This window comes from Parahaliea mediterranea (genome assembly GCF_017255185.1).
Lineage (GTDB): Bacteria > Pseudomonadota > Gammaproteobacteria > Pseudomonadales > Halieaceae > JAFKCZ01.
Window position 1 is genome coordinate 258,879 of sequence record NZ_JAFKCZ010000008.1, and the last position, 25,610, is coordinate 284,488.

17 protein-coding genes are annotated in these 25,610 nt (G+C 59.5%); 7 read left to right on the top strand and 10 right to left on the bottom strand.

Features of this window, described 5'->3' with window-relative positions; genetic code table 11:
* Positions 1 to 2 precede the first annotated feature (2 nt).
* Complete coding sequence (locus tag JYP50_RS12920) at positions 3 to 1,073, top strand: LLM class flavin-dependent oxidoreductase (RefSeq protein WP_206560947.1); 1,071 nt, start codon at positions 3 to 5, stop codon at positions 1,071 to 1,073.
* Positions 1,074 to 1,394: 321 nt separating this feature from the next.
* Here JYP50_RS12920 and JYP50_RS12925 read toward each other — a convergent pair whose 3' ends face one another.
* From JYP50_RS12925 to JYP50_RS12935, 3 genes are read right to left on the bottom strand one after another with little or no spacing between them, the layout of a single operon-like run.
* The gene (locus tag JYP50_RS12925; protein WP_206560948.1) at positions 1,395 to 2,660 is read right to left on the bottom strand and encodes an FAS1-like dehydratase domain-containing protein; all 1,266 of its coding nucleotides are present in this window, start codon (positions 2,658 to 2,660) and stop codon (positions 1,395 to 1,397) included.
* A gap of 32 nt (positions 2,661 to 2,692) precedes the next feature.
* Positions 2,693 to 3,346 (bottom strand): NUDIX hydrolase, encoded by a 654-nt coding sequence (locus tag JYP50_RS12930; protein WP_206560949.1) that lies wholly within the window; start codon positions 3,344 to 3,346, stop codon positions 2,693 to 2,695.
* Between the two features lie 52 nt (positions 3,347 to 3,398).
* Entirely contained in the window at positions 3,399 to 4,634 is a 1,236-nt protein-coding gene (locus JYP50_RS12935; RefSeq protein WP_206560950.1) for an ACS family MFS transporter, read from the bottom strand.
* 607 nt (positions 4,635 to 5,241) lie between these two features.
* Between JYP50_RS12935 and JYP50_RS12940 the strand changes: the two genes are divergently transcribed.
* On the top strand, positions 5,242 to 6,384 hold the full coding sequence (locus JYP50_RS12940) for an alcohol dehydrogenase catalytic domain-containing protein (RefSeq protein ID WP_206560951.1): 1,143 nt from the start codon (positions 5,242 to 5,244) through the stop codon (positions 6,382 to 6,384).
* A 71-nt stretch (positions 6,385 to 6,455) separates the two neighbouring features.
* On the opposite strand, the gene JYP50_RS12945 is transcribed toward JYP50_RS12940, so the two are convergent.
* Positions 6,456 to 8,873, bottom strand: coding sequence for a TonB-dependent receptor (locus tag JYP50_RS12945; RefSeq protein ID WP_206560952.1), 2,418 nt, complete (start codon positions 8,871 to 8,873; stop codon positions 6,456 to 6,458).
* Positions 8,874 to 9,217: 344 nt separating this feature from the next.
* Between JYP50_RS12945 and JYP50_RS12950 the strand changes: the two genes are divergently transcribed.
* Together JYP50_RS12950 and JYP50_RS12955 are read left to right on the top strand one after the other, a co-directional pair.
* Complete coding sequence (locus JYP50_RS12950) at positions 9,218 to 10,774, top strand: long-chain-fatty-acid--CoA ligase (RefSeq protein ID WP_206560953.1); 1,557 nt, start codon at positions 9,218 to 9,220, stop codon at positions 10,772 to 10,774.
* 122 nt (positions 10,775 to 10,896) lie between these two features.
* Entirely contained in the window at positions 10,897 to 11,670 is a 774-nt protein-coding gene (locus tag JYP50_RS12955) for an SDR family NAD(P)-dependent oxidoreductase (RefSeq protein WP_206560954.1), read from the top strand.
* Positions 11,671 to 11,841: 171 nt separating this feature from the next.
* On the opposite strand, the gene JYP50_RS12960 is transcribed toward JYP50_RS12955, so the two are convergent.
* Positions 11,842 to 12,321: a flavin reductase family protein gene (locus JYP50_RS12960; RefSeq protein WP_206560955.1), complete on the bottom strand. Its 480-nt coding sequence runs from the start codon at positions 12,319 to 12,321 to the stop codon at positions 11,842 to 11,844.
* Positions 12,322 to 12,438: 117 nt separating this feature from the next.
* On the opposite strand from JYP50_RS12960, the gene JYP50_RS12965 reads away from it, so the two are divergent.
* Together JYP50_RS12965 and JYP50_RS12970 are read left to right on the top strand one after the other, a co-directional pair.
* Positions 12,439 to 13,653, top strand: coding sequence for an acetyl-CoA C-acyltransferase (locus JYP50_RS12965; protein ID WP_206560956.1), 1,215 nt, complete (start codon positions 12,439 to 12,441; stop codon positions 13,651 to 13,653).
* 87 nt (positions 13,654 to 13,740) lie between these two features.
* The gene (locus JYP50_RS12970) at positions 13,741 to 15,843 is read left to right on the top strand and encodes a 3-hydroxyacyl-CoA dehydrogenase NAD-binding domain-containing protein (protein ID WP_206560957.1); all 2,103 of its coding nucleotides are present in this window, start codon (positions 13,741 to 13,743) and stop codon (positions 15,841 to 15,843) included.
* 4 nt (positions 15,844 to 15,847) lie between these two features.
* Here the strand turns inward: JYP50_RS12970 and JYP50_RS12975 are convergent, their stop codons facing one another.
* The 5 genes from JYP50_RS12975 to JYP50_RS12995 form a co-directional block, all read right to left on the bottom strand.
* Complete coding sequence (locus tag JYP50_RS12975; RefSeq protein ID WP_206560958.1) at positions 15,848 to 16,765, bottom strand: SMP-30/gluconolactonase/LRE family protein; 918 nt, start codon at positions 16,763 to 16,765, stop codon at positions 15,848 to 15,850.
* Positions 16,766 to 17,053: 288 nt separating this feature from the next.
* Positions 17,054 to 17,527, bottom strand: a complete 474-nt coding sequence (locus JYP50_RS12980; RefSeq protein WP_206560959.1) for an NUDIX hydrolase — start codon at positions 17,525 to 17,527, stop codon at positions 17,054 to 17,056.
* A gap of 33 nt (positions 17,528 to 17,560) precedes the next feature.
* Positions 17,561 to 21,049, bottom strand: a complete 3,489-nt coding sequence (gene dnaE, locus JYP50_RS12985) for a DNA polymerase III subunit alpha (RefSeq protein ID WP_206560960.1) — start codon at positions 21,047 to 21,049, stop codon at positions 17,561 to 17,563.
* Positions 21,050 to 21,489: 440 nt separating this feature from the next.
* Entirely contained in the window at positions 21,490 to 23,370 is a 1,881-nt protein-coding gene (locus tag JYP50_RS12990; RefSeq protein WP_241263104.1) for a serine hydrolase domain-containing protein, read from the bottom strand.
* Between the two features lie 76 nt (positions 23,371 to 23,446).
* Positions 23,447 to 24,622: a membrane dipeptidase gene (locus JYP50_RS12995; protein WP_206560962.1), complete on the bottom strand. Its 1,176-nt coding sequence runs from the start codon at positions 24,620 to 24,622 to the stop codon at positions 23,447 to 23,449.
* A gap of 299 nt (positions 24,623 to 24,921) precedes the next feature.
* On the opposite strand from JYP50_RS12995, the gene JYP50_RS13000 reads away from it, so the two are divergent.
* The gene (locus JYP50_RS13000; RefSeq protein ID WP_206560963.1) at positions 24,922 to 25,608 is read left to right on the top strand and encodes a GntR family transcriptional regulator; all 687 of its coding nucleotides are present in this window, start codon (positions 24,922 to 24,924) and stop codon (positions 25,606 to 25,608) included.
* Positions 25,609 to 25,610: the final 2 nt, after the last annotated feature.

A 25,610-nucleotide genomic window follows, 5' to 3' on the forward strand; every position in this document is an offset into this window, starting at 1 on the left:
TAATGGATATTGGCATTCAGCAGCAGTTTTCATCATTTGGTTGGCAAGACATATCCGACAGTGAAGTCTATGCCCAGGAAATGGAAATGACGGTCCTCGCCGAAGAGCTTGGATACGACACCACCTGGGCGCTGGAGCACCACTTTACGAATTACTCCTTCTGCCCGGACAACCTGGCATTCCTGTGCTGGGCTGCTGCCAGGACAGAACGAATCAAGCTGGGCACCGGGGCGGTAATTCTGCCGTGGAACGACCCCCTGAGGGTTACAGAAAAAGCATGCATGCTTGATGAGCTTTCTGGTGGCCGCCTGAAATTCGGCATGGGGAGGGGCCTCTCGAGACGGGAGTTCGATCACTTTACCGGTATTGAACTGGGCGAGAGCCGCGAGCGCTTCGACGAGGCTTCGCAAATGATCATCAAGGCACTTGAATGCGGCTTTATCGAGGGTGAGGGTCCTTTCTATCCACAAAAACGCGTCGAAATTCGTCCGCGTCCGCGGACATCGTTCAAGGACCGCACATATGCAGTAGCCAACTCCGAAGATTCGGTAAAGGCTGCGGCGGCGGCTGGCGCGGCCATGATCATGTTTGCGGAAAAAGCCTGGGAAAAGCGACTTCCGACAATCGAGTATCACCGCGAGCTCTATCAGGAGCTCTACGGGTCGACGCCCCGCCCCATTGTTGTTGGAGATTTTACTTTCTGTCACGAAGACGCCGACTGCGCAAAAGAAGTCGCGGAAAAGGCGTTAACGACATATCTTTCGTGCATACTTCACCACTATGAGCTGGCGGGCACGCACCTGGCCGATGCCGCGGGCTATTCCGCCTATGCCAAAGCGGCCGAGATCTTGCGAACCGACGAGGGCCTGAGCAAGTATGTGGAGGGCTACCTGAAGAGCGTCTCCTACGGCACGCCCGAGCAAATCATCAATACGCTGCGGGAACGTCGCGATATTATTGGCGATTTTGATCTTTCGACATCATTCCGTTTTGGCGGCCTTGAGTTCGACGATGCGAAAGCCAGTATGAAATTGTTCGCGGAAAAGGTTATGCCGGAACTGCGTACCTGGTAAATCAGTAGACGCAACAGAAAGCACCAAGCCCCCTCCAGCCAAGCAAGGCGAGGGGGCGGCCTTGCCATCGGGTCATGCCTGGCTAGTGCCACTGTCTCTTGCATGCAAGAAGACGTGCAGAAAACGTTACTCACGCGCTAAACTTTCACATCCCCCCGATAAAGCATCCGTTGCGAAATATCACGATTTTTATAGTCATTCTTGTCGCGCGACAATAGCGACAACAGGGCCATTCCAAGGAATGGCCCTGTTGTCGAAGGGCTAGGGACAAGGCGGCTTCACATGCTCGCGGATCGTGGCCAGGATACCCACCAGCTACAACTAGCTGCTAGCGACCCTGCGGTTGTGCTCGGCAAGAAACGCAATGGCCTTGCTTTTCAACTCTCGTGGAGGCTCAGGAAGGACCACCGGACCGCCCTCCTTTGTAGGCAGGGAAATCGTTGCATCGGCCAGCGCAGTTTCCTCGCCACGTTGATTGGTGGCGGAAATCGACACATCAACCAAATACTGGCTGTCCTCTTCGTATTTCCTAACGACCTTGCCCGTGAGAATCTGAAGATCGCCCATGTAATTGAACTTCCTTATCTGATCCTTCTGGCTGAGGACGAAACCGTCATCACCAGCCCAGTCGGTCAGGAGGTGATGCAACCAGAACTCACGCTGGAGACCCCAGTCATAGGCATCGGGATTGCCAACCGCCGTCGCCGCGACGGGATCCCAATGCACCCTTGCGTTAGTGTCGGGAAATCCCTGCGCGTTAGGCGAATACATAGTCGGCATAATCGCCCTGTCCTTGGCAGCGACCCTTCCGCTCGCAAGCATGCGATAGGGGGCGAGGCCATAGCCTGCATTATGCGCAAGGATGACATCGGTAATAGTCAGGGGGCCTTTTTGTATCGGCTCAATCGTATCGCCGACACCGACATCCTCCCAGTATCTGGACTCGGATCCGCGGGGTTTCTCGGCCATGTACTTTGCATCAATCCGGGCAATGTCGTCCTCGGCATAACTTGCGGACTGGATATCCTTGTATTTCCCCTTCTCCCTGGCCGCTTTTCGGTTCGCCATGATTCGCAGGGCGCGATAGATACCTACGATATCGCCACGCTGATTGAACTTCACATAACGCCGAACAATATGCACGGTGCGTCCGCCGAATTCCGACGATTTTACCTCGACGCTTTCTTCCCCCTCGAAGCTATATATTGTATCGCCGGGATACATCGGCCGGTACCAGGTCCAGGTTCCACCCGACATGAAAATCTGACAGCCCTTGAACAGACCCCGGGTGCGTTTTTTCAGTTCTTTGGGGAACCCTTCCCCAAGCAGCGGCTTATTCACCACCGCGGTCATGATTGACGGCGCTATCACACTTCCCCAGCGCGTCTTTCGCGCGTATGCGCTATCGGAATACAGCGGGTTGTCGTCACCGATACTTAGCGCAAAATTGCGAATCGCGTCGGTCGAAAGCTGGGAGTGATACTCATGACCACGGTTGGCAATATCGACACCTATAAGCTCTCGCTGCAGCGAGATATCCTCATCCGTTATCTGGCCCTGGTTGCTTTCTTTGTTTTCTTCACTCATCTCATTCTCCTTGGTATCGCTCGATACGATGGCTATCGAAATTCATGCAATCGATTGGAACTAAAAACCTTCATGGGAGCATCGATCGACAATCCAGCCTGACTCACCTCGATATCGCCGCTGGACTTGATGCGTCCAATATGCACCCCGTATTTACTTGCTTTCATCTCCTGGTAAAACGTCTGTGATGACAGGTTTAGAACCGGATAAGCCAGTTCCCGGCCATGCAATTCCTCATATTTCAAAAACCTGACTTCCGACGCCTCAGCTGTTTCCCTCAGGAAATCCTGCCCCTTATACGGCAGCCGAAAATGCACGTGAACCTGATTAATCGCTTCTATGGTGCCGACACTGTAGAGTCGAAGCTCCCTGGGCGAAGCCTTCAATCCGGTTTCTTCGTACAGCTCTCTCAACGCGCCTTCTTGCAGTGTTTCACCCAATTCCATGAATCCCGAGGGCAAGCTCCAGGTGTTGATACGAGGCTCGGTCCGCCGCTTTATCCACATCACGCGATCATCGGCGTGCACAACGCATGCCACAAGAATGGTTGGATTGATGTAGTGGATGAATCCACACGAGAGGCAACCTTTCCTGAGAACGTTGTCGCCGTCGGGCACGAAGCTTTCCAACGCGCTACCGCAGTTAGAGCAAAAGTTCATAATGCGCTCTCCGCTGGGCAAGGCCATTGCCGCCGAGTCTCCTTGATGGACGCCAGCATGCCGTTTGCGCCAGTCATTGCTAGGCGCGGCCGGATCCAGCGAGCTCGTCACAACTGGCCAGGCAACAATAGAACACCGTTCCGACAACCATAATTACCGCGGCTGTCGTAAAAACCATGGTCCAGGAATTGGTTGCCTGTAAAATCGCACCGCTGACATAAACGCCTACGATGCCGGGTAAAGTTCCAAAAGTATTGGCTATACCAAGCAAGGTACCTGCCTGTCTGGGCGCAATGTCGATGTGATTGGCGCCAAACCCGCCAGCGGAGCACGCGCCGAACGCGCACCCAATGGAGATGATGGCAATTGCCTCGACGGCACTACCGGCATGACCAACAACCAGCAGCGTAATCGTGTAACCCAAACCAGAAACGACCTGCATCGCCACTCTAACGCGTCGAACCGGAATCCCCCTTTGAACGCAGTGATCCGCGAGCTTGCCGGCCACATTCAGGAAAATGAACGAGACAATATATGGCGCTACGCTAAAAATGCCGACGGAAGAAAACTCAACCCCCAGTCCCGATGTGACGAAGGTAGGCAACCAGGCAAGTAATACATAGAGCGTCCAGTTATTGGAAAAGGTCGCCATGATGATGGCCCATACGGAGGCACGGGAAAGCATGGCCTTGGTGCTCATCTTGACTGACTGCTGCGCGGGCTCCTCGCCACACGTGCCGACCTCTTCATTCACATTCACGTCAATGGAATCAGCGGCTTTAACCACCTTCTTCCACGCGAGACACCAGACAATGCCCATCGCGCCGTAAAGGTAAAAGGACCACTCCCACCCCAGATGAATTATGATCAAAGGGGTTAGCAGCAGCGCGACGACCGTCCCCAGGGGTATACCACTGGTACTCGTCGCAAGCGCTCCCGAAACCTGGCCTGCAGGCACAATGCGCGCGAAAAGACTGTATATCGAGGGAAACGTTACCGCTTCTCCCAATCCCATGAGAACCCTCGAAGCGATTAACGCAAAGAGACTGAAATTCGCGGCGGCCGGCGCGACAATTGTGCAGATCGACCAAAAAACAACTCCAACCCCCAGTACCAACGCGCCGCCATAGCGGTCGGCCAGCCAACCGCCAGCCACCTGCGTCAGCATGTATCCGAAGAAGAACGACGACAGCACCATCCCCTGTGTCCGGGCATCCCAACCGAATTCCGCAGCCATTGGGATAACAGCGACCGACATGTTCACTCGGTCGATATAGCATATCACCACGGCCACCGTGGCCAGTGCGATGATCATGTTTTGGCTAGTCTTATCTACGCTATTTCTCATTATTTCAACCCGCGTAAAAACGACGTCCCGAGCACGGGATCGCTACGACTTAAACGATACATTAAAGTACTATATCATACGCTATAAGCCTTTCCTAGCAGGCATCCCCTCATCGACCCGCTCACAAAGAGGCGCGCAAGCGGTGGTTGGTTTTAATGGACAGAACAATACATATATGTATCGTATAGGCTTTATATGAACGACAATGACTGGATTCTAGTCACCGGGCGCCGCAAAACACGAGGTAACCATGGTATTTACCCAGGTAGACACGAGCACCGATTATCTTGCCGACCTTTTTGACGCCCGGACGCAAAACAAGTGGGCTATTACACGCTCCGGAGGGAAGTACGGAATAAGCATTCTTTCCGAACCACGCGCTTCAATAGACAAATGTACGGATGCCATTAAGGCTGCGCTTTACCAGGACCAGGGAAAGGATGAATCGAGCGCGGCAACCGAGAGAACCTCGAGGTCCGCGATGCAAGCCTTGACCGACGCTGTACGTGCTTTCTCTTCCGGCGCCTCGTAGCCAGAAACACACAATCACACTATTAGCCAGGGTACTTACATTATGAATAGTTCTAAAAATGGGCTGGTACTGAACTCGACAGCCACCAGTGAACACACGATCGAGCTCACACTGGACAGCGCGCCGATACCTGTCCCCAAGGATGACGAAGTGGTAGTTCGTGTTGAAGCCACGCCAATCAACCCGTCTGATCTTGCGCTCTTGCTCGCGTTCGCGGATGTATCCCAGGGCATCACGTCGGGCAGCGGCGCGGCAACTAGGTTCTCCGCTCCCCTGACAGCCGAGAGCGACTCAGCAATCGCGAATCGCCTGGGGGTGCCCCAGCGTTGCGGGAACGAAGGAGCGGGCACGGTGATCAGCGCCGGATCCGGTCAAGCCGCCCAGGCTTTACTTGGAAAAAAAGTCGCCGTTATGGACGGCGCGCTCTATTGCCAGTACCGAAAGTTACAGGCAAGCCAGTGCGTTCCCCTCGAGGACAGCACCACGCCGCAACAAGCGGCCGCTTGCTTTGTCAATCCGATGACCGCCCTCGGAATGGTGGAGCAGGCAAGACGCAAGAACTGCACGGCAATAGTACATACCGCCGCGGCCTCATCACTCGGATTAATGCTGAATCGACTCTGCCTCGTTGAAAATATCGACCTCGTCAATATCGTCCGGCGACCTTCACAAGCCGAGCAGCTGCGATCGGAGGGCGCCAGGTACGTGGTAGACTCCAGCTCGGATACTTTTAAAGAAGATCTGGTCGAAGCGATCACTCAAACAAATGCCTATATGGCTTTTGACGCCGTAGGTGGCGGGAGCTACATCAACGACATACTGGGCTGCATGGAGGCCGCCGCGCGTCGCACGCACACACCCAATGGACCCTACGGCACCAATGTTCATAAACAAGTGTATGTGTACGGCAGACTGGACACACAGCCGTTCATGGTTGATCTTGGCGTTGGTTTTAGCTGGAGCGTTGAGGGCTTTCTGCTTCCCGCCCTGCTCGCCGAGCTGAAGCCCGAGAGAGTCGCACAGCTCCGGCGTCGCGCGGTAAGCGAAGTAAAAACGACTTTTCGTTCACGGTTTGCGAAGGAGATTTCTCTTGCGCAAGCGCTGCAACAAGAAAATATTATCGAATACAGCAAGGCGGGGACGGGCGCCAAGTACCTGATCAACCCCTCTCTCGACGTAAAGTAAGCCTTAAAAGGCGCACCTGCTGCCAACGTCCATCGACGTGGCAGCAGGCATTGATTGCGCCAACTACCCCATTAATCCCATCGATAGGTATAGGATACGCCGAACGTTCTCGGGGTACCGAAATTCAGCGAGGTCAATCCGTATATATTGAGATCAAGATAGGAGACGATGTACTGCTCGTCCTCCAGATTCCGCACCCATACCGTCAGGTCATTTTGCTGCCTCTCTCCCCAGGAAACCCCGGTTGAGGCGTTCCACAGCCAGTAACTTTTCGACAGCGAAAGCGGCTCGTTACGACCTGAAAGGTAGGTATCATCCCGCCAGTTACCCAAAACGTTGACATTGGCTATGACTCCACCGGTCATATTCCATTCGTAGCGTGTTTGCAGGTTGAACGTGTACTCGGGCGAGTTGGGGAGCTGATCACCGTAAATCGGCTGCCCTGACCGATATTCGGGGATTGTGGTGTCCAGCCAGGCTCCGCCCGCCTTGACATCCAGGCCCGACGCAGGCCGCCAGTGGGCCTGAAACTCCAGGCCCGTGACTTCAGCATCGCCTGCGTTATCCAATCTCGATACCGAGACACCGTCGACAACATCAATGGTAAACAGCTGGATATCCCGGTAATCGTAATCGAAAACCGCGGCCTCCAGGATAAGGCTGGATTCCAGCAGGCTGGCCTTGAAGCCCAGTTCCGCCGAGTACACCTCTTCCTCGTCGAAACCCGCGGCTTCTTCCGGCCTCGTCTGGAAACCGCCCGAGAACCCGCCGCTTTTAAACCCCTTGGAATACGCGACATAGAGCAGCCAGTCATCGTTCAATCGATAATCCAGGCCCACCTTTCCCGATATGTCGTTCCATGTATCCTCGTCAGCGAAAGGAACAGAACCGTCCACACCGGCCAGAAGATAGCCGCCACCCAGCAACGAGCCGCCATTGGGGTTTTCATCGAATACGGTCTTTTCGAAATCACGTTCCTCGTGCGTGTAGCGAACACCGATTTGAAGATCAAGCTTATCGGTCAAGTGCCACGCCGTATGGCCATATGCCGCCGCCGCGGCAATATTCTCTTCCCAGGCAACCCACGTTACGGTATTGAACGGCAGAAAGGTAAATTGCTCCGGCCCCAATCCCACCTGGAATTGCAGGTCACGCGCATTGAAAACACGCCAGGGGTTGCCCTCGATCCTATCGTCGCTGTAGGTGATGCCAGCGACCCAATCCACCAGTTGCCCCGGCTCCGACACCAGGCGAAACTCCTGGGAGAAGCTACTGAGATCATGCCGCTCCTCGGACGTCCAGGCCTCTAGTGGCCCGCCGTCGAGATCTTGCTGGGGCGTATTCAAATCGAGTGCGTTGTAGGCCGTTATTGAACTGAACGTGGCAAATTCCATGTCCCAGCTTGCGGTCAGCGCCAAGCCAAGGAATTCATTGTCTCGCCTGGGCCTGATTGTGTCCCCTCTCTGGAAGGGCTTTCCATAGACGCCCGTGTACATCTCGCCGACCGCGGTGCCGGCGTCTTGGGCTTGCTGTTGATTGAGCGGCACCAGGTTTTGCGACATCTGGCAACCATCGTATGCCCCGCCTTCCTGCCACGCCCTCGAGTCGCCGTTGGGTACACAGGTCGTATATACATTCTGCGGCCCAAAGCCAATATCAATCTGCCCCACCGGATTGGGATCAAAGGTTCCCACTGTCATAGCCTGCGAGAGAGAGGGGTCGCTCTTGTCTTTGCTGGAATGAACGAGCAGGTTAATATCCCAGCCTTCGGCCGGCTGAAACTGCAGCTGCCCCCGCAGCGACCACAAATCAATTTCACCCTGGTCCCGGTAGCCCGGGTTCGTATTGTCGACATAGCCATCACGCGATTTCCTCAGGAAGGTCAAGCGACCCTGAGTCGATTCCGATAACGGCCCACTTATCGACCCCTCTATGTCAAGCTGCGACCACCTGCCACCCGTTACCGTAAGATAAGACTCGAATTCCTCTGTGGGTTTTCTTGTGACAAATTTAACCGCGCCACCCGTGGTATTTCTTCCATATAACGTTCCCTGCGGCCCCTTGAGCACTTCCACCCGTTCGAGATCATATAGCGCGAAGTTGGCTAGCGCCGGTGAACTCAGATAAACCTCATCCATGTAAATCGCGACACTGCTTGAGGCGTTTACATTGGGTTCATTAAGTCCCACGCCACGCATTGTGAAGGTTGGGACATTCGTTCCCTCGACACCCACGATATCAAGGCCCGGGGTTTGGCTGGCGATATCCGTGCTTGAGAAAATCAGGGATTCACGCAGACTGTCGCCTTGAAACGCGGTCATGGCAATGCCTACGTCCCGTGAACTCTGTGCCCTCTTTTGCGCGGTAACCACGACTTCCTCGATCGCAGCCGACCAGGCCGCTTGAGCGACCAGCGATGAACCACCTAGAAGCAGGCCGATCACTGTATTCAGCTTCTTCCGGTGACAGGGAGGGTTGGTTTTATTCATGTCTGACTCCGATTGTTATTGATTGAACGGGGACAACGGTTTTGCACTATGGAAAACATTTTCCGCACCAAGCCGCGCTGACCTGCCGAATTGCGATCCCGCTAGCGGCACGCGGCCTGGAGCCCAAACAAAAATCGATCATTTTTTATTTATATAGTACACTCAAGTACTATATGGTATGTTCTGATCTTGTCAAGACCGGAGCATGCATCTAAGGTGAATAGCGGCGCCGACCGCTCCCTCGCCGTGCCTGCATGGCTATCCTGGTACTACCCCGGAGCAACCTTCGGCAATGATCGGCCAGCCCACAAAACTTTCAGCATATATTTAATGGTTGATAACTTATGCGGATTCACAATTTTGTTGAGTACTACGCGAGAAACTATCCGGACAGCCCCGCAATCACGCGAGGCACCAGAACCCTCAACTACTCCCAGCTGGACGCGATGGCGAACAGGCTCGCGAACGGGCTACTGGAAAAAGGGGTTGAGAAGGGTGACAGGGTCGCGGTGGTTGGCGAAAACGGCGAGCAGCACCTCGCCATGATCCTCGCTTGCGCAAAAATCGGCGCCATTACGGTTGAACTCAACTATCGACTTGCGACACCAGAGATTGCCTACATCATCAAGGATTCGGCACCCAGGATACTGCTGTTTATCGGCGGCGACATGTCTCAACTCTGCCAGGAGTTGCAAGATCTTCTCCCAGCAGACATTGTTCAACTGTTCAGTGAAGTCCCCAATCGCGATGACTGGCTTGATTGGCTGAACGCCTTGCCTTCCACCTCCCCCGGCATCGAGGTGGATGCGTGCGACGGCGTGCTGCAAATGTACACCAGTGGCACAACCGGCAACCCCAAGGGGGTTGTCATGTCGCACGGCAATATGGTGGCCGGCGGGCTGCAGAACTTGGTCGCAAAAGCGGTCAAGGCCGGGCCCGGATCCGCGGATCTGATTTGCGCCCCCTTCTTCCACATCGGCGGCGCGGGTGCCGCTCTTGTAGCGCTTTATACCGGCGCACACGTGATACTCCACAAGACGTTTGATCCCGAAGCGGTCGTGAACGATATAGAGAGCTATCCCATCTCCAGTATTTTCCTGGTCCCGGCTATGATCATGGCCATCCTTTCACTGCCGGACATCGAGTCCAGGGATTTCAGCAAGCTCAATCATATTTTCTACGGCGCATCCCCCATTACCGAACAGGTTCTACGACGCGCTATCGAAGTATTTCAAACAGATTTCACGCAAATGTACGGCATGACCGAGTCATCAGGCGCGGGGCTAAACCTCGGCCCCTCGGACCACCTGCGCGCACTTAAAGGCAACCCCGGCTTACTCGGATCCTGCGGCCGTCCCAATGTCGGCGTCGAGGTAATGATCGCCGACAGCGATGGCAATGAAGTGCCTACCGGGGAAATTGGCGAGGTTTATCTCAAATCCGACACCATCATGATCGGCTACCATAATTTGCCGGAGGAAACCAAGGCGACGCTCGTAAATGGCTGGCTGAAAACAGGCGACTCGGGCTGCATGGATGCCCAGGGATATGTCTATCTCAAGGACAGAATCAAGGACATGGTGGTTAGCGGGGCGGAAAACATCTACCCCATCGAGGTGGAGAATGTGCTGTCGCTACACCCCGCCGTCAAGGACGTCGCGGTTATCGGCGTACCTGATGACAAGTTCGGCGAGGCGCTCCTGGCCTGTATCGTTACACAGCAACAATGCGATCTGGACGTCGAGGCCATGATAGGCCATTGCAGGGGAAAAATCGCGGGCTACAAAATTCCGCGGCAACTGAAGCTCTACAGCGAACTGCCCAGAAGCCCAACGGGCAAAGTTCTGAAAAAAGAACTGCGAGCTCCATTCTGGAATAGCATGGATCGATCCATTGGCTAGCAACGCCGCCCGGCAAGCAGTGCCCGAAGCAGCCTACTCGACCACCGGCATCGTTTGCCCGGGCCTGCCGACTTCAGGATTTTTATGGCGATAACGCCTTACACGATCGGGAGAAACAACTGATGACATGTTTTACGCAAGAGGCGCTATCTGGAAAATCCGCACTGGTCACCGGCGCGGGCAGCGGTATTGGCCGCGCTGTCGCACACGCCCTCGCCCGTTCCGGGTGCAGCGTAATTGTCACCGATATCAGCGATGAACACTCCCGGAAAGTAGCCGAGGACATCGTGGCAGCGGGCGGTCGCGGGATTTCTCTACAGCTGGACGTGGTCGACACCGCCGCCGTGCAAGAAGCCGTGGATCGAGGTGCCCGGGAATTCGGAAGCCTGGATATCATCGTCAATAACGCGGGCATCAACCCAAAATCAGCCTTCGATGACGAAAAGGCACCCGGTAAATGGGCTCGCTCGCTCGATGTGATGCTCACCGCGCCGCGCAATATCGTTGCCGCGGCACTCCCCCACCTCCGCCAATCCAGCGCCGCCAGGGTGATTAATATCGCCTCCATCGAAGGCCTGGTCGGAACCGCCGGTGCAAGCGCCTACGCCGCGGCGAAATCAGGCGTAATCGGCTTTACCCGCGCACTTGCCGTTGAACTCGGACCCGAGAACATCACCGTAAACGCGGTCTGCCCCGGCCCAATCCATACGGGCATGACGGCGGCTGTTCCCGAGGAAAGCGCGCGCGAATACGTGGAACGGGCTACCGCTTTGCTACGGGGCGGGGAGCCAGAGGAGGTCGCGAATCTGGTGACGTTTCTTAGTGTCGAGGAATCCAGCTATATCACCGGCGCGGTCATCCCGGTGGACGGCGGAATGACCGCACGCGGCATATAGAATCCGGCCGGGTAGATAAAGCGGGAAAAATACCCAATCTACCCATCATCACCGCCAGGGGCAGATCGCGCGCCCCCTGCCGACAGCACTCGCCCAGCGTAAAGACGCGGGGCGGGAGCCTGGGTAAATCCGGCGGGCTCCATGCAGCGCGCAGGGGCACCGTCAGTGCCATCAAGCCAGGGAACCGTACTGGCCCCTGAAGAATAGCAGGGGGCCAACGTTCGCGCGGTGCAGCTGCATATCCACAACCTTGCCGATGGCGACCAGGTGATCACCGGCCTCAACTTCCCGCTCCAGTTCGCAATCGATATGGCAGATACTCCCCTGTATCACGGGCGAGCCACCACTCCCCGCGCTCCACTGTACATCGGCAAACTTATCCGTGCCCGACCTGGCGAAAGCACTGGAAACATGCTGCTGATCTTCGGCAAGCACGTTGATACAGAAGCGTCCGGCCTTCCGTATTCCCGGCCACGTATTGGAGGACATGGCCGGACAGAGCGCTATCAATTCCGGGTCAATCGATAGCGCGACAAATGACTGCGCCGTCAGACCGATGGGGTTGTTGTCCTTTAGGGCCGTGACCACCACAACGCCCGAGCAAAAGTTTCCCATCACGTCGCGGTAGCGACGCCCGCTGTCTTGAGTCATGCAAACTCCCTCTTGATCAATTTCTTCACGCCATCCCGCGGCGAGCCTATATAGATTCATATAGTACTTATATGTACTATATTAAACTAAGTTTATCTCACTATCAGCACATCTCAAATGACAATTGAACTAGAGCAGGCATTCATTATCGACGGCGCAAGATCCGCGTTTGGACGCCACGGTGGCGCGCTGTCCGGAGTTAGACCGGACGACCTCCTGGCATCGGTGATACGATCACTGGTCAACAGGAACAACGTGGATCCGGCGACAATCGAGGATGTCGTCATAGGATGCACCAACCAGGCTGGCGAAGACTGTCGAAACGTGGCCCGCTTCGCGGCGCTACTCGCCGACCTCCCCATCAGTACCGCCGGCATCACACTCAATCGACTATGCGGCTCGGGCCTTTCCGCTATCGCGGACGCCGCGCGCTGCATACAGGTTGGAGACGGCCAGCTTTACCTGGCTGGCGGCGTTGAAGTGATGAGCCGGGCGCCCCTGGTGCTGTCCAAGGCCGACAAAGCCTTTTCAAGATTACAGACAATTGCCGACTCGACGATGGGAGCGCGCTTCAGCAATCCGGCATTCCTGGCTCAATTCGGCGACGACAGCATGCCCCAGACAGCCGACAACGTCGCGGCCAGCCTGCGTATTTCTCGCGCCGAATGCGACAGGTTCGCGGTAGCGTCACAGCACAAGTATGAGACCGCCAGGTCTTCCGGCTTTTTCACGGACGAAATCGTTCCGGTAGAGCTACCCGCTGGTGGCCGCAAGCCTGCTGCACAGGTGGTGGAAGACGAGCACCCCCGCCCCGCAACCGATTTCGAGCGCATCGCCCAGATGGGCGCCCTGAATGAGGGTGGCGTGGTGACCGCCGCGAACGCCTCGGGAATCAACGATGGCGCGGCGGCGCTGCTGCTGTGTTCGGGCGACGCGCTCCGGCAGTACTCGCTGACAGCCAGGGGGCGAATTCTCGCCAGCGCTGTCGCCGGTGTCGAACCACGCCTGATGGGACTGGGGCCAGTCCCGGCAGCGGAGAAAGCCCTGAAGCGCGCGGGCTTGACGCTTGACGACATGGACGTCATTGAGATCAACGAAGCGTTTGCCGCCCAGGCACTGGGCTGTATGAAAAAGCTCGAAATCGATCCCGCCGATCATCGTGTCAACCCCAATGGGGGCGCTATCGCCGTCGGCCACCCACTTGGAGCGAGCGGCGCACGCATAGCCCTAACGGCCCTACGCCAGCTCGAACGCACCGGTGGCCGCTACGCACTGGCAAGCATGTGCATCGGTATTGGCCAGGGCATTGCCCTAATCATCGAACGAGTCTAGTGAGCCATGCGCGAAGTTCGGTAACCGAACTTCGCGCATGGTTCATTCGTTCCTTCCAACCTAAAGCCAGTGAATCAGTGAGGCCACATGTCCGTAGTCAGTTATAAGTTAGTGGATAATATTGGTGTTATCACCCTGAACAATCCACCCGTCAACGCCTTGTCACACGATCTGAGATCGGGTCTCCACAACGCCGTGGAGGCAGCTCAGGGGGACGAGTCACAAGCCATCCTGATACTCTGCGACGGAAAAACTTTTTGTGCAGGCGCCGACATAAACGAATTCGGCAAGGTGCCGCTGAATCCTTCACTCAGCGCCCTGCAGATGTTTATTGAACAATCGGAAAAGCCGGTTATCGCGGCCATCCACGGCACGGCCCTTGGCGGGGGACTGGAACTCGCGCTGGCATGCCACTACCGCATCGCGGAAATCAACACCAAGCTGGGTTTACCCGAGGTCAAACTGGGGCTTCTGCCCGGAGCGGGCGGCACTCAGCGTGTAACGCGACTGGCCGGGGTGGAAGCCGCCCTACAGCTGATAACGACGGGCAACACCATAGCGGCGCCCCAAGCGCTAAAGCTGCATCTTATCGACGAGATAGCCACGGATAATCTCGAAGAACAAGCCCTGCTCTTTGCCAGGACCGTCGCGCGAAGCCAGGACACCCCGCCGAGGAACAGCTCGATCCAGGTGCCGCGTACCGACGCCGCGGTTGAAGCTCTTGACTTCCATAGAAAGCTGGTCGCCAAGAAGCGTCGCGGCCAGATTGCCCCCCGGAAAATTGTCGACTGCGTGGAAGCGGCAATGGACAACTCCTTCGAAGACGGCCTCGACTTTGAACGGTCCCGCTTCGAGGAATGCATGGCTTCGCCACAGTCGGGAGCCATGCGCCATCTGTTTTTTGCCGAAAGAAAGGCTTCCAAACTCACCGGCATCCCGGACCAGACACCAACTCGCGCCGTCAACACCGCCGCCGTCATAGGCGCGGGAACAATGGGGGGAGGCATAGCGATGAACTTCGCCTCCAGCGGCATCCCCGTCACGATTGTGGACGTTTCCGAAGCGGCGCTTAAAAACGGCCTGGACAGGATTCGCCACAACTATTCTCGCAGTGTTCGCAGTGGCAGACTGTCTCAGGACGAGATGGACCGGTGCATGAGTCATATTCACCCGACGACCGGATTCGAGAAAATCGCCGATGTCGATCTTGTCATCGAGGCGGTATTTGAAAACCTCGAACTCAAGCGGGAGATCTTCCGCAAACTCGACACGCATTGCAAAGAAACCGCGATCCTGGCGACCAACACATCCTATCAGGATATACACGCCATCGCCGACGCCACTTCAAGACCGCAGTCAGTCATCGGCCTACACTTCTTCAGCCCCGCCAACGTCATGAAGCTGCTCGAAGTTGTTCGCACGGACAAGACCGCCGACGACATCGTACTGACCTGCATGTCATTGGCCAAAAGGATTGCAAAGCTTCCCGTGCTGGCCGGGGCCTGCGAGGGTTTCATTGGCAACCGCATGCTCACCCCCTACCTCAGGGAGAGCCAGCTATGCTTGCAAGAGGGCGCCAGCCCGGAACAGGTGGATTCCGTTATGCTCGCCTGGGGCGCCAACATGGGGCCCCTGTCAATGAACGACCTGGCGGGAATCGATATCGGTTACCTGGCACGGCAAGGTCGCCTGGAAGCCGGGGAATCTCCCGACCCGACCTACGCCATTGCCGACGCGATGTACCACAGCGGCAGACTCGGCCAGAAATCGGGCAAGGGCTATTACCGCTACGACGACTCCGGCAAGCGGCACGCTGATCCGGAGGTCATGCAGATAGTCATAGCGGAATCGAAACGACTCGGGATTCCACGCAGGGAGCTGGGCGATAACGAGATATTCGATCGTATGATGTACGCGCTCATCAACGAGGGGGCTCGGATTCTGGACGAGGGAATGGCGCAGAGGCCCGGCGACATCGATATTGTTTATAGCACGGGCTATGGTTTTCCTGTTCACCAGGGCGGGCCCATGTACTACGCCGATCAAATCGGTCTCGACAAAGTCTACGCCAGAATTTGCGAGTTCCGGCAAACCCTCGATCCGGCGAACTGGCAACCCGCGCCATTGCTGCAACGCCTGGCGCGGAACAAATCCAGCTTCGCCGAATGGGCTCTGGACAGGTGCTCATAGCGGTTCACGCCCCCCTGCCCCCGGGCATTGATCCGGCATGCCTGGCAAGCAAGGCGGCGGGTACCGCAACCTCGACGACTTCAATGGCTCCGGTACGGGTTCCCGCGTAATCTCCCGGCCTGTGCCTGTCGGGCGACATTTCGGCCGTTGTCACATACAGACTGCGGCCGTCCTCTCCGCCAAGGGCGCAGGCAATAGGCACGCCCCTGGTTTCGGCGCTGGCCAGAACCTGGCCGTCCGAACCAATTCTCAGCAATCCGCCGTCACCCAATGCCGCCACCCAGACCGCGCCTTCGGCATCCATGCATATCCCGTCCGGGGCCCCCTTGTCCAGACGCATCAACACCGATCGATCTACCAGCGCTCCCGCAGCCGCGTCCACCCGAAACTGGACCAGGCGGCCCGCCGCGGACTCCGCCACCACGGCGCGCTCCCCATCACCGGTGATAGCAATCCCATTCGGGAAAGCCAGGCCACTTGTAGCCACCGACACCCCACCATCCGGCTCCACCAGGAACACGCTTCCTTTTGCAAAATTCTCGCCGGCGGCAATATCAAAACCGTATTCGCCAATGTAGGACCGGCCGTCGGGCAATGTGAGCATGTCGTTCAGGTGACTGGCCGCAAGGGGAGAGAGATCGGCGTGTATCGAGGTTTCACCGCTAGTATGACTACAACGCATTACTGCTCGCCGATACTTGTCGACAAAGAGCAGATCGCCGTCGGGCAACCACCCAAGTCCGCCGACCGCGCTGCTCCAACTGATCACGCAACTCGCGTGACCCCCGGAATCCACTTTCCAGATATCGCCGAGGTACATATCGACAAACCAGAATTCCCCGCGATACCAGCGCGGGGACTCCGGAAAAGAATAACCTTCGATCCATACCTCGGACATCAATGCCGACCGCACTCGCTTCATTACCTGGTCCACTCCTTGTTATACGCGCGGGTTGCCGGGCGGAACCGCCATAAAAACGGCACACACCGAACCACACGATACAATTATGTACCATTGCGATGCAATCGTTTTCTCCATTGTCGCGGCTCGCATTCCCCGCAATCCGTTTCGCTCCACCGGGGAAGCAGGCCCGTGGAAACCCCGATTCCGGATATTCTTCTGCCCCTGGCACACCTGAACGAGCAGACTCCGCCGGAAAGACCCGACACCGCCGCTGGAATTTTCTTTCTGATCCAGAAACCGAATCGACTAGTCTTTACTGCTTTGCTGGCTGATGATATCCATCAATTCCCGCCCCTGCTCGGGGAAGCGCCAGCGCACGCGGCCGAAGTCCGCCAGCGGCAGCCAGTAGGCGCGGCGGACTTCGGTAATGGCGTGTGGGTCGATGGTCCCCGTGTCGGGGTGAATGGCGCACTCGTAGAGATTGAAGCCGGTATCAAAGGTATGCACCAGGCGGCCGACACGCAGGTCCAGGCCGGCCTCCTCCCAGGCCTCCCGCTGGGCGGCGCACTGGGCGGACTCGCCCGGCTCGGTGTGACCGCCCGGCGGGCTGACCCGCCCGTTCCAGCCCTCGATCACCAGCATCTGGCCATGAACCACCGTGAGGCAGCCCGCGCTGGGGGCGCGGTCCGGTTTACCGGTGTAGGTACACGGGGGCGGCTCGGCGACGCAACCCGCCAGCAGCAGTAACAGCGCACAGGCCGTCAGGCCACCCGGCCTCATTGGCTCGCTCCCACGGGCAGTGCCGGGGCCGGCCTAGCCATACTGTAGCGACACTTGATCGTTGCCCATGCGATCCCTCAGCTCCTGGATCAACTCGTCCGATGGGGTCACCTGCCAGCGCGCCCCCAGGCGCACCCGCGCCCGGTTGTGGCTCTGACGGTACAACAGCGCCACCGGGCAGGCACCGCCCACGGCGCCGGCCAGGGTCTGCGCCAGCCAGTCGGTAAGGCGCTCGTCCACCATGTCCCGGTTGACCTCGATGGTGAGTTCCGAGGCGTAATTCTCCCGGGCCTGCAACAGGCTGCGCACCGAACGGACGCGCATGGCCAGGCCACCGGAGTAATCATCGTGGGCGACCGAGCCCTCGACGATTACAATATTGTCCTTGACCAGCAGGTCCCGGTGTTCACTGAAGGTATCGGCGTAGACCGTTACCTCGATGCGCGCCGAGCGGTCGTCCAGCTGCAGCACGGCCATGGTGTCGCCGCGCTTGGTTTTCATCACCCGGGTGGCCACGATCAGTCCCGCCAGCACCTGGTTGCCCTGCTTGTCGGCGCGCAGGTCGACAATGCGCGTGGGGGCAAATTTGCGCACCTCGGCCTCGTAGTCGTCGATGGGGTGGCCGGTAACGTAGAGCCCCAGGGTTTCCTTCTCGCCCCCGAGGCGCTCCTTGCCGGTCCAGGGCCGCGCCCCGCGGAATGCGGCGTAGACATCGCCGGCGTTATCCAGCGGGCCGGCCACTACTTCCCCGAACAGATCCTCGATGCCGCTGTCGCGGTTGCTGGCGCTCTGCTCGGCGGCTTTCATCGCGTCCTCGATACTGGCCATCACCACCCAGCGCTCCACGCCCATGGAGTCGAGGGCACCGGCGCGGACCAGGGCCTCGATGGCGCGGCGATTGACCTTGCGCGGATCGGTGCGGGCGCAGAGGTCGAACAGGTCGGTGAAGGGACCGCCCTCCTCGCGCGCCCGCAGGATGTTCTCGATGGGCCCCTCCCCGAGTCCCTTGATCGCGCCCAGGCCGTAGATGATGTCCTGCGCCGGATTGACCGTGAACATGTACTGCCCTTCGTTCACGTCCGGCAATTTCAGCGACAGTTTCATGCGCCGGCACTCCTCGACGAACACCACGATCTTGTCGGTGTTGTCGAGTTCCGAGCTCATCACCGCCGCCATGAAGGGCGCCGGGTAATGGGCCTTGAGCCAGGCGGTCTGGTAGGAGACCAGGGCGTAGGCCGCGGAGTGCGACTTGTTGAAGCCGTAACCGGCGAACTTCTCCACCAGGTCGAAGATCTTCATCGCCAGGTCGGAGTCGACGCCTTTGCCGGCGGCCCCCTCGGCGAAAATCTCGCGCTGCTTGGCCATCTCCTCGGGCTTTTTCTTGCCCATGGCGCGGCGCAGCAGGTCGGCGCCGCCCAGGGTGTAGCCCGCCAGTTCCTGGGCGATCTGCATCACCTGCTCCTGGTAGAGGATGATGCCGTAGGTGGGCTCGAGGATGGGCTGCAGCCACTCGTGCTGGTACTGCGGGTCGGGGTAGGAGATGGCCTCGCGGCCGTGCTTGCGGTTGATGAAGTTGTCCACCATGCCCGACTGCAGCGGGCCCGGGCGGAACAGGGCCACCAGGGCGATGATGTCCTCGAAACAGTCGGGCCTGAGCTTGCTGATCAGCTCCTTCATGCCCCGGGATTCGAGCTGGAACACCGCGGTGGTTTCCGCCGACTTGAGCAGATCGAAGCTCGGCGCGTCGTCCAGGGGAATCTGCATGATGTCGAGCGGCGCCTCGCCGGCGGTGGCGCGCAGCTCGTCGATCATCTTCACCGCCCAGTGAATGATGGTCAGGGTGCGCAGGCCGAGGAAGTCGAACTTCACCAGGCCGGCGTCCTCCACGTCGCCCTTGTCGTACTGGGTCACCAGGCCGCCGCCGGTTTCGTCGCAGTACAGGGGCGAGAAGTCGGTCAGCTTGGAGGGCGCGATCACCACGCCCCCGGCGTGCTTGCCGACGTTACGGGTAATGCCTTCCAGCTGGACCGCCATGTCCCAGATCTCCTGGGCCTGGCCGTCGTCGCGCAGGAAGTCGCGCAGCACCTCCTCCTGTTCAATGGCCTTGGACAGCGTCATGCCCACTTCGAAGGGGATCATTTTCGACAGTTTGTCGGCGAGGCCGTAGGACTTGCCCTGCACCCGCGCCACGTCGCGCACCACCGCCTTGGCGGCCATGGTGCCGAAGGTGATGATCTGGGACACGGCGTCGCGGCCGTAGGCGTCGGCCACGTACTCGATCACCCGGTCGCGCTTCTCCATGCAGAAGTCGACGTCGAAGTCGGGCATGGATACCCGCTCGGGGTTGAGGAAGCGCTCGAACAGCAAATCATACTGCAGGGGGTCGAGGTCGGTGATCTCCAGCGCGTAGGCCACCAGCGAACCGGCGCCGGAGCCCCGCCCGGGGCCGACGGGTATGTCGTGCTGCTTGGCCCAGCGGATGAAGTCCATCACGATGAGGAAGTAGCCGGGGAAACCCATCTGGACGATGGTGTCGAGTTCGAAGTCCAGGCGCTGGCGGTAGCGGTCCCGGGTGGCGGGAAAGTCTTCCGCCGCGGTGTCGAAGAGGACTTTCAGCCGCGCGTCCAGGCCCTCGTGGGAGAGCTGGCGGAAGTACTCGTCCATGGTCAGCCCTTCCGGAATGGGGTAGTCCGGCAGGTAGGGCTTGCCCAGCTCGAGGGTGACGTTGCAGCGCCGGGCGATGGCGACGGAGTTGGCCAGGGCCTCGGGGATGTCGGCGAACAGCTCGGCCATCTCCGCGGGCGTGCGCAGGTACTGCTGTTCGGTGTAGTTGCGCGGTCGCCGGGGATCGTCGAGGGTGCGGCTTTCGCGAATGCAGACCCGCGCCTCGTGGGCCTCGAACTCGTCGCTGTCGAGGAAGCGCACGTCGTTGGTGGCCACGACGGGGCATTGCAGCTGTTCGGCGAGGGCGACGGCGCCGTGCAGGGCGGTTTCGTCGCCCTCGCGGCCGGTGCGGTGCAATTCGAAGTAGAAGCGCCCGGGGTAGGTTTCGAGCCAGAATCGTGCGCGCTCTTCGGCGAGCTGGGGTTTGCCGCCGAGGATGGCCTGGCCGACGTCGCCAGCGGCGCCGCAGGACAGGGCGATGAGCCCGTCGGACTGTTCGGCGAGCCATTCGCGCTTGACGTAGGGCTGCCCGAGGTACTGGCCGTCGAGGTAGGCGCGGGAGATGAGCTCGGTGAGGTTGCGGTAACCCTGGTCGTTCATGGCCAGCAGGCAGATGGCGAAGCTGCGCTCGCCCTCTTCGCCGTCGCGGATGTGCAGGTCGGCGCCGAAGATGGGTTTGACGCCGGCGCCGAAGGCGGCCTTGTAAACCTTTACAAGCGCATAGAAATTGGCCACGTCGGTGACCGCCACGGCGGGCATGCCGAGCTCGGCGCTGCGCTTGATCAGTGGCTTGACGCGGACGATGCCGTCGACGAGGGAGTATTCGGTGTGGACGCGGAGGTGTACGAATTCAGTCATGGGGGGAAGTTTACCGCCAGGGTATTGGCTAGACTAGCGGCGGCACCAAATTTGGCTGCCCTATCTACGTTTTGACTGTTTTGTTCCAATCATGGATGGGTAGATTCGATAGGCACCGTCGCCGGAACCGGGGGTGACCCCGCCGGGACACGCTGTACCCGATAAAGCGGGGCAGGCTCTGAATACATCCATGTACGCTCGTGTTGCGGAAGGCCGCCCCCGGCATCCATGCCTCTCACGTCCCCCTGGGGTCACCCCCGGCCCCGGCGACTCATTCCTTTGCCGACACGCAATGAGGGTTCTACAAAAAGGCGAGAAAGGCCTGGCTCACCATCTGTAAGTACACCGTTGGTGCGAGTTTCACTTTCCAACAATGGTCAGGGCACAGCTGGCCCTCTTTGAATTGACCCAGCCAGCGGACCTGCCGGGCCACCCCCATTCTAGTCGTAGTAGTAAAAACCCAACAGATTCCAATAACTGTAGAACCACAGCATCGCCAAACCGACCACCGATAGCAGGCTGTGCCGCAGCCGGGGCCAGGTGCCCTCGAACAGCCCGTCGCGCCACACCGCCAGGCTCTGCCAGGCGTGGTAGAGCGCCGCCAAGCCGGCGAGGATGGCGCAGACCATGGCCAGTTTCAGCGTCAGGGGAATGGCGTTGAGCAGCTCGTGCAGCTCGGCCGACAGGCCCAGGGCGCTGAATACCAGGAACAGCAAGGTCGGCACGGCCAGCGCGATGGAGGCGGTCTCCGCCCGTCGCGCCGGTGCCGGCAGGGTCCGGTAGCGTCGCCACTGGTAGGCCAGGCGCAGCAGCACCAGCGCGGCGGCGAGGCCCGCCGCGGCCAGCAGGCCGGTGGTGAAGCCGCGGGTTTCCCAGAATGGGGCGCGGTAGAAGCGCATCACTTGGGTGCCGTCGAGCACATAGCCGCTGATGTCTCCGTCTTCACCGGCCTGGAAGGCGACCCGCTCGACGCCGTCGACCTCGCGGAACAGTTTGTCCCCGACCTCCACGTAGGGCGTGCCGGCGATCATCAGGGTATTGCCCGGCAGCGCCTCGACGCTGGTGCCACTGACGAGCCGCAGCAGCGCCTCGAAGGTGCTGTGGGCGCTGCGGCTGGTGACATAGTTCCCGACATACTGCCCCGAGCGTTCGGCAAAGTCGGCGGGGGGTTCGATGGCCGGTGACGGACGCGGGAAAAACTCGTCGTAGAAAGCCTTCAGCAGGTTGTCGCGGACGGCGCCGGCACCGGGTCCGCTAAAGGAGAGAAACAGCATGAAGTTCTCTGCCCGGGACAGGCCAAAGTGGGATTTGAAGACCCCGGTGGCGCCGCCGTGGCCGAAGACATCGAGGCCATCCGGGCCGTAGGCGTATTTGATGAAGCCCAGTCCCACACCTCTCACCCGCGGGTCGTGGCTGAAGCCCTCATCGAGCATCTGGCGCAGGGTTTCGGGTGCCAGGATACGCTGTCCCCGATAGGCGCCACCGTTCAGCAAGGCACGGGCGAACAGCGACATGTCCCCGGCGCTCACCGCGGCGGCGCCGGCGGGCCCCACGTTGGACACCAGTTCGTAGGGCAGTTCCTCATAGCGGCCCTGGCGGTGGGTGTAGGACTTGGCCATGTGCGCGTCCAGGGCCGGCGGCAGGGGCTCGACAAAGGACGAGTGAGTCATGCCCAGGACATCGAAGATGTGCCGCTGTACATAGTCGTTGAAGTTCTCGCCGGAGACGTTGGCGACGATTAAACCGGCCAGGGCCGTGGCCCAGTTGGAATAGGCGACCTGTTCCCCCGGCGCGTAGACCCGCTCGGGCTGGTACTTGGCCAGGGACTCGTTCAGGGGCAAGATGCGCGCCTGGTCGTGGACGATGAGGAAGCCCAGCGCGCCGTCCTCGAAGCCCGCGGTGTGGGTCAGGATATGCCGCAGGGTAACCGGCTGGCCGGGCCAGGTATCGGCCACCTGAAAGGTCTCGAGGTACCGGTTGACATCGACGTCCAGGTCCAGCCGGCCCTGCTCGACCAGCTGCATGACGGAAACCCAGGTAAAGAGCTTGGAAATGGAGCCGGGGCGGAACAGGCTGGTCGCCGGGTCCACCGAAATGCGTCGCTCGACGTCGATGTAGCCGTAGCCCTTGGCGAACACCAGTTCGCCATCCTTCATCACCGCCACCACGCCCGAGGGGCTGTGGTGAGCCCGCATCTGGGCCTTGACCGCGCCGTCGACGAAGGCTTCCACCACCGCGCCGTCACTGACATCGGGGACGCCAGGGGCGGCGCCAACAACCCCAGCCCCGGCTCCCAGCAGCAGGACCAGGGCGCTTGCCATGCGCCGGCACCATCCCCTGTTCAGTTTCGCTACCATTATTGTTGTCTCCTGTTGTCTATTGTCGCCGCTTACCGGCTCAGGCCGGTTGCCAGACTTCCCCCAGCACCCGGCGGAAGTTGTCGCTCAATACGCGGCGGATATCGCTGTCGCTGTAGCCGCGGCGGATCATGGCCTCCACCAGGTCGTAGGTGCGCTTGGGGTGGTCGAAGCCGTCCACGTCGATTTTGTCGCGGAAGGCATAGCGGCCGGAGTAGCCGGATTTGAGCTGGTCGTAGGCGGGTTTGGGCAGGTCGTCGTAACCGTCCATGTCGAGATCGGAGCCGATGCCCACGTGCTCGATGCCGATCATCCGCGCCACGTAGTCGATGTGGTCCACCACGTGTTCCACGGTGGTCGGCTCCTGGGCGCGCACGAAATTGCGCACGCCGGTGATGCCCATCACGCTGCCGGCGCGCCCCACCGCGCGGATCGCCTCGTCGGACTTGCAGCGCACGTGACCGTCCACCAGGGCGCGGGCGTTGGAGTGGGTGATCAGCACCGGCCGCTTCGATACGGCGAAGGCGTCGAGGGTGGTGCGATCCCCGCAGTGGGAAACGTCCACCGCCATGCCGACGGCATTCATGCGTTCGACGATGCCGACCCCGAAGTCACTGAGCCCGCCATCGCTGCGGTCGGTGGCGCCGGTGCCGATCAGGTTGCGGCTGTTGTAGGTGAGCTGGCTGATCCGCTGCCCCAGGTGGTAGTAGCGATCGACATCGGCCGGCTCGCGGAAGTGATCGGCGTTCTGGATACCGATGATGATGCCCAGGCGCTCGCCCTTGACGAGGTCGTCGAAGTCGGCCACCGAGTCGATCCGGCGCAGGTGCTCGGGGTGCTCCGCCACCAGGGCGTTCAGGCGCCCGACGAAATAGGGGGCGTCCTCGGCGCCGAGCCCGACCGCGGTGTGAAACACATCGATCCCCGAGGACAGCAGCACCTGCAACTGCTCCGCGCTCACCGCGTAACCGTCCATGCGCTTGGGCTCGTCCGCCATGGCGGACAGGATCATGGGCCCGAAGGGAAACGGCGCCGACAGCATGTCGATCACCTGGGTGGAGGCCACCAGGTCCACCGCGCGCCGGCTGTAGCGGATGTCGCTGGCGGCGAACACCCGGAAGGCGCCGAAGTTGAGCATGGGCGCGGCCAATAGCGCGCCGCCCGCCGCCGACAGCAGGCGTCGCCGGCCCGGTTTGTCCAGTGATTTGTCAGTCACAGCCAGTCTCCTCCATGGCGTCCCGTTACTTTCGGGCGTGCGCCGCTATGCCCTTTGCGCAACCGGCCATGGGCGACGGCCCAGCCGGCCACCACACGGCGGCAAAACCTCAGCAAACGCCAAGACTAAGCAGCTGTATTTGATAATGCAATATTTTTAGGCAGTTATATTTATTTAATATATTATTTTTAGCTGTTCTAAATTATACGGCCAGGCGCCACGCCAGGTCCGCCTCACGCCGCGGCCCCCACAGTGTACAATCGCCCCTGAGCCATTCACCCTCCGACCCAGGGAGCGACATGTCGAAACAGGATATCAAGCACGGCGAAACGGACAGCGCCTACGAGGCGGTCATGGACGCGATTGTCACGCAGCGGCTCGCGCCCAGCCAAAAGGTATCGGAGAACATCCTGAGCGACATGTTCGGCATCCGCCGCACCGCCTCGCGCAACCTGATCGAGCGCCTGATCGCCAAGCAGTTCCTGGTGTCGGTTTCGCCCCGGGTGACCCTGGTCGCCCCCCTGACCGCCCTGGAGATCCGCCAGAACTTCACCCTGCGCAAGATTCTGATGCCGCCGGTCTGGACCCAGGCGGCCTCCTACGTGGATTACGACGAACTCCAGGCGGTCAACGAGGAGATCAAGCAGCTGCAACCGATCGAGGACGAGGACATCGCCCTGCAGGTGCTGAAGAAGAACAAGGAGCTGAACCTGCTGGTCTACGAAAAAACCGGCTATCCCCTGGTGCTCGACTGGGCGCGCCAGCTGGAGGATACGGCGATGCGCATCTACTGGCTCTACATCAAGGCCAACAAACGCTCCCCCTACACCAGCGAACAGCAGGGCATGGTGCTGGAAACGCTGCGCGGCTACGAGCCGGCCCGCATCCGCATGGCGGTGCACGACACCCTCACCCAGATCGAGGACCGGGTGTTGAACACGATCTTTTCCAGCAAGCAGTTCTACACCCAGGACCTGAGGGTCTAGAA

Excerpts from the sequence above, each read along its gene's own strand:
- JYP50_RS12920 (WP_206560947.1), top strand. The coding sequence starts at position 3 with ATGGATATTGGCATTCAGCAGCAGTTTTCATCATTTGGTTGGCAAGAC.
- JYP50_RS12925 (WP_206560948.1), bottom strand. The coding sequence starts at position 2,660 with ATGAGTGAAGAAAACAAAGAAAGCAACCAGGGCCAGATAACGGATGAG.
- JYP50_RS12930 (WP_206560949.1), bottom strand. The coding sequence starts at position 3,346 with ATGGCCTTGCCCAGCGGAGAGCGCATTATGAACTTTTGCTCTAACTGC.
- JYP50_RS12935 (WP_206560950.1), bottom strand. The coding sequence starts at position 4,634 with ATGATCATCGCACTGGCCACGGTGGCCGTGGTGATATGCTATATCGAC.
- JYP50_RS12940 (WP_206560951.1), top strand. The coding sequence starts at position 5,242 with ATGAATAGTTCTAAAAATGGGCTGGTACTGAACTCGACAGCCACCAGT.
- JYP50_RS12945 (WP_206560952.1), bottom strand. The coding sequence starts at position 8,873 with ATGAATAAAACCAACCCTCCCTGTCACCGGAAGAAGCTGAATACAGTG.
- JYP50_RS12950 (WP_206560953.1), top strand. The coding sequence starts at position 9,218 with ATGCGGATTCACAATTTTGTTGAGTACTACGCGAGAAACTATCCGGAC.
- JYP50_RS12955 (WP_206560954.1), top strand. The coding sequence starts at position 10,897 with ATGACATGTTTTACGCAAGAGGCGCTATCTGGAAAATCCGCACTGGTC.
- JYP50_RS12960 (WP_206560955.1), bottom strand. The coding sequence starts at position 12,321 with ATGACTCAAGACAGCGGGCGTCGCTACCGCGACGTGATGGGAAACTTT.
- JYP50_RS12965 (WP_206560956.1), top strand. The coding sequence starts at position 12,439 with ATGACAATTGAACTAGAGCAGGCATTCATTATCGACGGCGCAAGATCC.
- JYP50_RS12970 (WP_206560957.1), top strand. The coding sequence starts at position 13,741 with ATGTCCGTAGTCAGTTATAAGTTAGTGGATAATATTGGTGTTATCACC.
- JYP50_RS12975 (WP_206560958.1), bottom strand. The coding sequence starts at position 16,765 with ATGAAGCGAGTGCGGTCGGCATTGATGTCCGAGGTATGGATCGAAGGT.
- JYP50_RS12980 (WP_206560959.1), bottom strand. The coding sequence starts at position 17,527 with ATGAGGCCGGGTGGCCTGACGGCCTGTGCGCTGTTACTGCTGCTGGCG.
- dnaE (WP_206560960.1), bottom strand. The coding sequence starts at position 21,049 with ATGACTGAATTCGTACACCTCCGCGTCCACACCGAATACTCCCTCGTC.
- JYP50_RS12990 (WP_241263104.1), bottom strand. The coding sequence starts at position 23,370 with ATGGCAAGCGCCCTGGTCCTGCTGCTGGGAGCCGGGGCTGGGGTTGTT.
- JYP50_RS13000 (WP_206560963.1), top strand. The coding sequence starts at position 24,922 with ATGTCGAAACAGGATATCAAGCACGGCGAAACGGACAGCGCCTACGAG.